This window comes from Anaerovibrio lipolyticus LB2005 (assembly GCF_000621545.1).
Lineage (GTDB): Bacteria > Bacillota > Negativicutes > Selenomonadales > Selenomonadaceae > Anaerovibrio > Anaerovibrio lipolyticus_A.
The window spans coordinates 1-5,989 of the sequence record NZ_JHYA01000025.1 but is presented as its reverse complement, the minus strand read 5'-3'; the positions used below and the strand labels follow the sequence as shown (position 1 = coordinate 5,989).

Genomic DNA, 5,989 nt, shown 5'->3' with positions numbered 1-5,989 from the left:
AACTAAAATGGAAAAGAAATTCATGAACAAGATGGACGACATGGAACTTGACATGGTGGTCGGCGGCGCGAGGGTATATCTTGTCACAAAAATAAGGAACCATTTGGGTATTGTCGATTATCATGTCGCTCAGGGTAATTATGATGGAGATATGAAAGATTTGGATAAGTTGGCTGAGGTAGGTAAGATTGATGAACTTAGGAAAAAAGCCAAGATGCGAGACAATGGCATGCTCAGACCAGGCGTCGGTTTAGATTTTATTAAGAACATGAGGGAGGAAGGCAAACATGTCATCATAATAGAAGGACGATATGATTGACAAGGTGGTCGGCGGTACCAATACGACCCTCAAATTGACGGGCCATTCTACCAAATAATAATCTCAGGGCTGTTCTCAGATCAGGGAATGGCCCTTTAGTTTTGGGCAAAAGAAAAAGACCAGTCCAAAAAAGACCGGCCTTTCCCCGTAAGACTCTGGTACCCCACGGGAAATAGTGTAAGTAAGTATTCTAATATGCGGATATTCTATCATAAGGAAGTTGCCTGGCGCAAATTATCGAAATTCAAATTATTGGTAAGAACTGCTATATAATGATATAATTTCCCTCAAGATAATAAATATATAGGAGAGAAGGAAGTCAGATTTGAATAATGCGATTCTCATTAAAGATTATGAATTTCCTGCAGGGGAATGTATGAAAACTGGTGTATTTCGTTGCTATGGAGCAGAGCGATTCGAGAGCTTTTGCCAAGAATATATGAAGGGTGAAGTAAAGCTTGATATCATATGGAAAGATTTTCTGAGTTTGCCCTGCCATAATAGCGAAGAAGGGTATACAATCGAAGCATCTTGTTCGAAAGACGGAAAACCGCACAGAATTGATTTCGACACGACTTATGTTTTCAGAAATGAAAAATGTATGGATATTGGAGATTGCCAGCATATCGTGATTGAGTTCAAATAAAACCAAATTATTTCAACGATATTCACGGAGCTGTCCCAGGGATGGCTCCTTTTACTATGCTCTTTTCTTCTCTTCTCATATTTTCATTCTTACATTTTCTTATTGGTCTGTACAATTTTAATGGTCTGTTCTGCTATAAAATGCTCCAGCCATTGTTTTAGACTGTTTCCGAGTCCTGAGCAGGGGCATTTTTACGGCCCAAAATCTTTTTTGTGGCCATGGAAATCCAGTCCTTGTGCCATATTAAATGCAATAGTAGCCCAACGCCCATAATATAACCGCTGTAAGTATGTATGTGTCTGTAAAAGAGTCTTGCTTCCCTGCCACCGGAAATAAGGTGGAAATCCAGCATTAATCCAGTAACAATGCAAATCAATCCGCTTATAAATAGTATCCAATCCAGCCAATAATTCTTCTTCATGGAGATACCCCTTTCATTAATTACTGTGTATATTATAAGGCTTAAATCTAAACTGGAGATAAATAAATAATAAAAAAGGAGGATAAAGGAAGCAACCAACAAAACACAGCTCGCTGCCCCAAAATAAAGCAATGGCAAGAACTGCCATATAATGATATAATTTCTCCAAAGAAATCGGATGTTTTAGGTTGTAATTTTTATGGAGGGTCATTCAACATTGTGGGGGTGGATGATTATGAAAAGGCTATTGTCTGTACTGGTAATGCGGTGGTGATGGCTTGCATGCTGCCAAGCTGCGAGGCTGAAGATGTTTGGGTTGATCACTGGAGAGATTCGAATATAGATGTCTACGTGATGGATGAAACTATTTACAGCGGAACATCTAGTAATGGCAGATATTTTAATGTGACGGCCAAGACAGTGAGGGACGGACAACAGCTGGATGTGATAACCTGGGCGTTTAGCAAGCATAATGATGATATGTGGCGGTTTGAGACAAGCATCATGGATGGCAGCCACACTACTGTGGTCATCCCCAGAAATGGTATCTTTGAGTTCTGTATGGATAAGCTAGGCTGGGGATACAGAATAGTAGACTCTTGGTATTACTGAATAATCTCAACGATGCACACGGAGCTGTCCTTAGGGGCGGCTCCTTTAAGTTTGCCCAAAGAAAAAAGACTGGCCATGGCGTGCCAGTCTTTTTCCCTGCTGGTGTGGGGACCAGCAGGAGAGTTTTGATGTGAACCCAATAGAGAGTAGGAAAGGAAGTAAGTAAGAAAGCGTTATATTTTTAATAGAATTTTACTTAAATAAATTTTAACATATAATGGTTACACCGTGCAACCAATTTTTATGTTTAAAGCTCTGTTCCTTCATGAATTTCCGTAATTATATTGTTATCATCTACCACAAAAGACATTTCTACCGCAGAGTTAGGAGCATTGAAGCAATAGTACATCTTTCCATTTATTTTTACATCCTCCCCGGAGCCAAATTTTTGGATGACTTCTTCATAGGAGCTGCCCACCCGAATTCCGCTTGGGGTAGAAAGGGAGTTGTCTTTAAGTACAAATCCTGCAACCAACATTTCATTTTCGGGAAGATTCTCGTTTGCAAAACAGCGGCCGGTAATAGAGAAAGACTCAGAATACTTGTAGGTCACAAGATGAAGCCACTGGGTTGAAAAATCAGACTTTTCAATGGGTTCGCCGTAAATATCCTTTACATAGCCAAGGGTACATCCTGCACCCACTCCGCCAACATACATTTCCTCTCGGGGCATATTATGTGCAAAAGCCACTGATGACATTAACAAACTAAAAAAGACAACAAATGCTATAAGTTTTGATTTACAAGTCATATACATTACATCTCCTTTAAATTTAGATATGTTCCTTCAATAAATCCCGATGCATCTTTTATATCTAAATGAATAATTCTATCAGTCATAAAAAAATCCTTCCCATAATTGAAACAGGCGGAGGCTTCCGTTCCCTCCGCTGTTAGTAATGGCACTGGAAGAAGCTATACAATCCCTGATGAAAAGCATAACCGCTTCTACGTGCCTTTATTTACTTTTATATACGTTTTATTTGGGTGTGTATTTTCTTTTCTGTTATTTATATCCATGAGCTGGGGAAAGTGTTATCATTTTAGATACTTTTCAAATCTGAACATACCATCAGGGAATTGTTCATCTGGTGGTAAGTCCTTTTCTTCAGGGTCGTTTGGGTTAGGGTGGTGTTTATTGAAAAATTCCACGATATGAAAACCACAACGGTTTACATAAAAATGGATGTTTCTTTTCTCAAAATATGGAGTGATGGTTTCCCAGATCTTTACTTGTGGAAACATCTTTTCAACTTCACACCATGCAGCATAACCGATTCCCTTGCTGTGTTCATTGGGAGAGGTAAAGAGAATTTCAAGCTCGCCTCTGGTCTCCTCAACATTAATTATAAGACCGCCCACCTTCTTGTTGTTCACGACAATTCTATAGGCAAGCCCGTCATCAATGGATTTTTCGATGGTACTTCTGGAAATTATTTCCCCTTCTTCCTCGAAGTGGTTATCCCTCATACCAAATTCTTCCATGGCCCCATAGCGGAAAGCCTCCTGATTATCTAGTATAAATTGTTCACGATCACTGTCTGCCAGTGGTAATAATTGTACATTTAATGCCATTCGATAACCTTCTTTTTCAATATTTGTAGCGATATTATACCATATTAGTACAAAGAAAAAAGACTAGTCCAAAGTCAAAGACCAGCCTTTTTCCTGCTGGTGTGTTCGCCAGCAAAGGAGTAATATTGTGTGTTATATGGTAAGGAGTAATATTCTAGGAAAAGCCGGCATGGAGGACCGGCTTGGTATTTGCTGGAGGGACCAGCAAATGGAATGGTATGGGTAAATTTTAGCATGAATAGTTACAATAGGCAACTACTCTTGTAAATAAGCAAAAAAAGAGCCGGTCATACAGACCGGCAAAGGAAGGAACGACTACAAAAATGTAGCACATAAAAGGAAAACGTTATACGGAAAGTAATATGATAACTTAATTTTAACATGAATAGTTACGATGGGCAAATACTCTTTCAGAGTGTCCCATACCACCTTATAAAATCATCCTTATGGGCCCCGTAATGGGTGCCGTCCTTGAACCATTGGGAGAACATCAAAAACCGCTGGGTGCCGCTGGAAAATACATCCTTCCAGTACCGCTGGCCATTTTTATTTTTTGCTGACATTTAAACTGATGCCAGATTTGAGTTTTACGGTAATGTGGTCGTTATATACGATTATGCTATCCAGTAGCCTTTGCATCAAAGGGTCATCATATTTATTCAACTCCTGTGGCTGCGTTTCGATGAAATCGCATCTACTTTGAAATAGGCATGATTACTGGGGCGGGATTGATATGTTTATGGCACCTAGCCTTTTTTATAAGTTGGGTATGTGGAGGTGCTAGAATGTGGAATTGATGTTAGAAAAGTAGAGTGGTGAATTATTATATTGCTGGAGGAATTGCACCTGCGATTCAGCATTATGCTATAATATGGAGCAGAGAGCAGGGGAGGGATAGACTTGCCTAATATAGAAGAAACAGCTAGAGCGTTGCGAAAAAGAGGATATGAGGTATCGTGTTTTGAAACAGGCGAGGAAGCAGCGCAGTATCTGGATGCATGGTGATGGTGGTATATTTTAATGATACAAGGTTTGTGTAATACGGAGGGCAATCAACTGTTATGAATAAAAAGATATTGGTAGCAGTACTTCTGACAGCGATATTAGCGGTTGTGACTATGGGCTACGCTGTGGGGAACTATTTTGTAGATTTTGCCTTAAAGAGAGGTAATGATAACGACCCGTTGGCACCGCCGGCGGCATGTGCATATATTCAGGATAAAAACCTAACGGTTCCTCCTGAACCAATAGCACTAAAAGAAAAATGGAGTGCTATATCCTCTGATAACCGGCATTTGGCAGCAACCCACTTTTCAACAGCACGTACTGGAAAACGCTGGGCCATTTTAATACATGGTTATGGAATGAATCAGCATTATGCTGGGGATTATACCGAAGTTTATCTACAGAATGGATATCAGGTTTTGACACCAGATCTTTGTGCATCGGGAGAAACCGATGGTCAGTATATTACCATGGGGGTCAAGGAAAGTGAAGAAATCGCTGTTTGGACCAGGAAAATAAAGGAACAATACCCAGATGCTGAAATCGTATTGCATGGCGTGTCCATGGGCGCTGCTACAGCATTGATGGCCGCTGCCAGAGATGATATAGAGGGAGTTGTGGCTGTAATTGAGGATTGTGGATATACCAGTGTCTATGAAATGTTTTCCACCCAATTGGGAGTTCTCTTCGATCTGCCAGAGTTTCCTATTATGAATTGCATTGACATAGTCAGTGGCATAAAAACTGGTGTGATGCTTTCTGATGCGACTCCTATAAAGGTTATGGATAAAATAAAGGTACCAGTATTGTTCATTCACGGTGAGGCTGATAAGCTTATTCCTCCTGTCATGATGGAGCAGCTATATGATGCTTGCAAAGCCAAAAAGGAAAAGTTCATTGTATCAGGTGCTGGGCATGGCAATTCTATGTCAACAGACAGCAAGAAATATTGGTCGGGAATTTTTGATTTCCTGGCACAGGCTGAGGGGAATTAATAGTAAGGGGAGTAAAAAAGCCGTATGAGTGTAAAATTACGGTTATAGACAAAAAGTGCTTTACGGATTATTAGGAACCTAATGAACTGGTGAAAGAAATTGACACAGAAGTTGAGATGTCAAAGAGCCGTGATGAATAAAACACTTAGATGAAAACGGGGCCTTCTCAATTTGAGATAGGCTCCATTTTTGCAGGAAAACCAAATTTTTTGCAGAAAAGTAAAAAGAGATAACACTTTTGTCATCTCATGGATATAAAGGACAAGAGTAAACAACAATATTTAAATACTAAGGAGGAATACATTATGGCAAAGGAGAACGTAGGAAAGTTTTATGAGAAGTTGGCCCAGGATGCAGCTTTGGCTGAAAAGCTCAATGCTCTGGATAAGGAGTTTGCAGAGAAGAACGGGGCTTCT

The 5,989-nt window shown here is 40.0% G+C and carries 9 protein-coding genes; 5 read left to right on the top strand and 4 right to left on the bottom strand.

The window, feature by feature from the left end; genetic code table 11:
• Both T355_RS0112215 and T355_RS0112210 read left to right on the top strand, forming a co-directional pair.
• Positions 1-319 (top strand): hypothetical protein (locus T355_RS0112215; protein WP_027397984.1); only part of this gene is annotated, 319 nt, incomplete at its 5' end.
• Between the two features lie 325 nt (positions 320-644).
• The gene (locus T355_RS0112210) at positions 645-965 is read left to right on the top strand and encodes a hypothetical protein (RefSeq protein WP_027397983.1); all 321 of its coding nucleotides are present in this window, start codon (positions 645-647) and stop codon (positions 963-965) included.
• 157 nt (positions 966-1,122) lie between these two features.
• Here T355_RS0112210 and T355_RS14430 read toward each other — a convergent pair whose 3' ends face one another.
• Positions 1,123-1,386 (bottom strand): DUF4405 domain-containing protein, encoded by a 264-nt coding sequence (locus tag T355_RS14430; protein ID WP_051555574.1) that lies wholly within the window; start codon positions 1,384-1,386, stop codon positions 1,123-1,125.
• A gap of 219 nt (positions 1,387-1,605) precedes the next feature.
• Here T355_RS14430 and T355_RS0112200 point away from each other — a divergent pair, with 219 nt between their 5' ends.
• Complete coding sequence (locus T355_RS0112200) at positions 1,606-1,998, top strand: hypothetical protein (RefSeq protein WP_231483047.1); 393 nt, start codon at positions 1,606-1,608, stop codon at positions 1,996-1,998.
• Positions 1,999-2,245: 247 nt separating this feature from the next.
• Here T355_RS0112200 and T355_RS0112195 read toward each other — a convergent pair whose 3' ends face one another.
• The 3 genes from T355_RS0112195 to T355_RS15375 all read right to left on the bottom strand — a co-directional run bounded on the left by T355_RS0112195 (position 2,246) and on the right by T355_RS15375 (position 4,136).
• A complete protein-coding gene (locus T355_RS0112195; RefSeq protein WP_155851741.1) occupies positions 2,246-2,656 on the bottom strand; it encodes a hypothetical protein in 411 nt (136 codons plus the stop codon).
• A 380-nt stretch (positions 2,657-3,036) separates the two neighbouring features.
• Complete coding sequence (locus T355_RS0112190) at positions 3,037-3,573, bottom strand: GNAT family N-acetyltransferase (RefSeq protein ID WP_027397980.1); 537 nt, start codon at positions 3,571-3,573, stop codon at positions 3,037-3,039.
• A gap of 410 nt (positions 3,574-3,983) precedes the next feature.
• Positions 3,984-4,136, bottom strand: a complete 153-nt coding sequence (locus tag T355_RS15375) for a hypothetical protein (protein WP_155851740.1) — start codon at positions 4,134-4,136, stop codon at positions 3,984-3,986.
• Positions 4,137-4,634: 498 nt separating this feature from the next.
• On the opposite strand from T355_RS15375, the gene T355_RS0112175 reads away from it, so the two are divergent.
• Together T355_RS0112175 and T355_RS15635 are read left to right on the top strand one after the other, a co-directional pair.
• Positions 4,635-5,573, top strand: a complete 939-nt coding sequence (locus T355_RS0112175) for an alpha/beta hydrolase (protein WP_027397979.1) — start codon at positions 4,635-4,637, stop codon at positions 5,571-5,573.
• Between the two features lie 248 nt (positions 5,574-5,821).
• The coding region (locus T355_RS15635) for a Nif11 family protein (RefSeq protein ID WP_155851739.1) at positions 5,822-5,989 on the top strand (168 nt) is incomplete at its 3' end.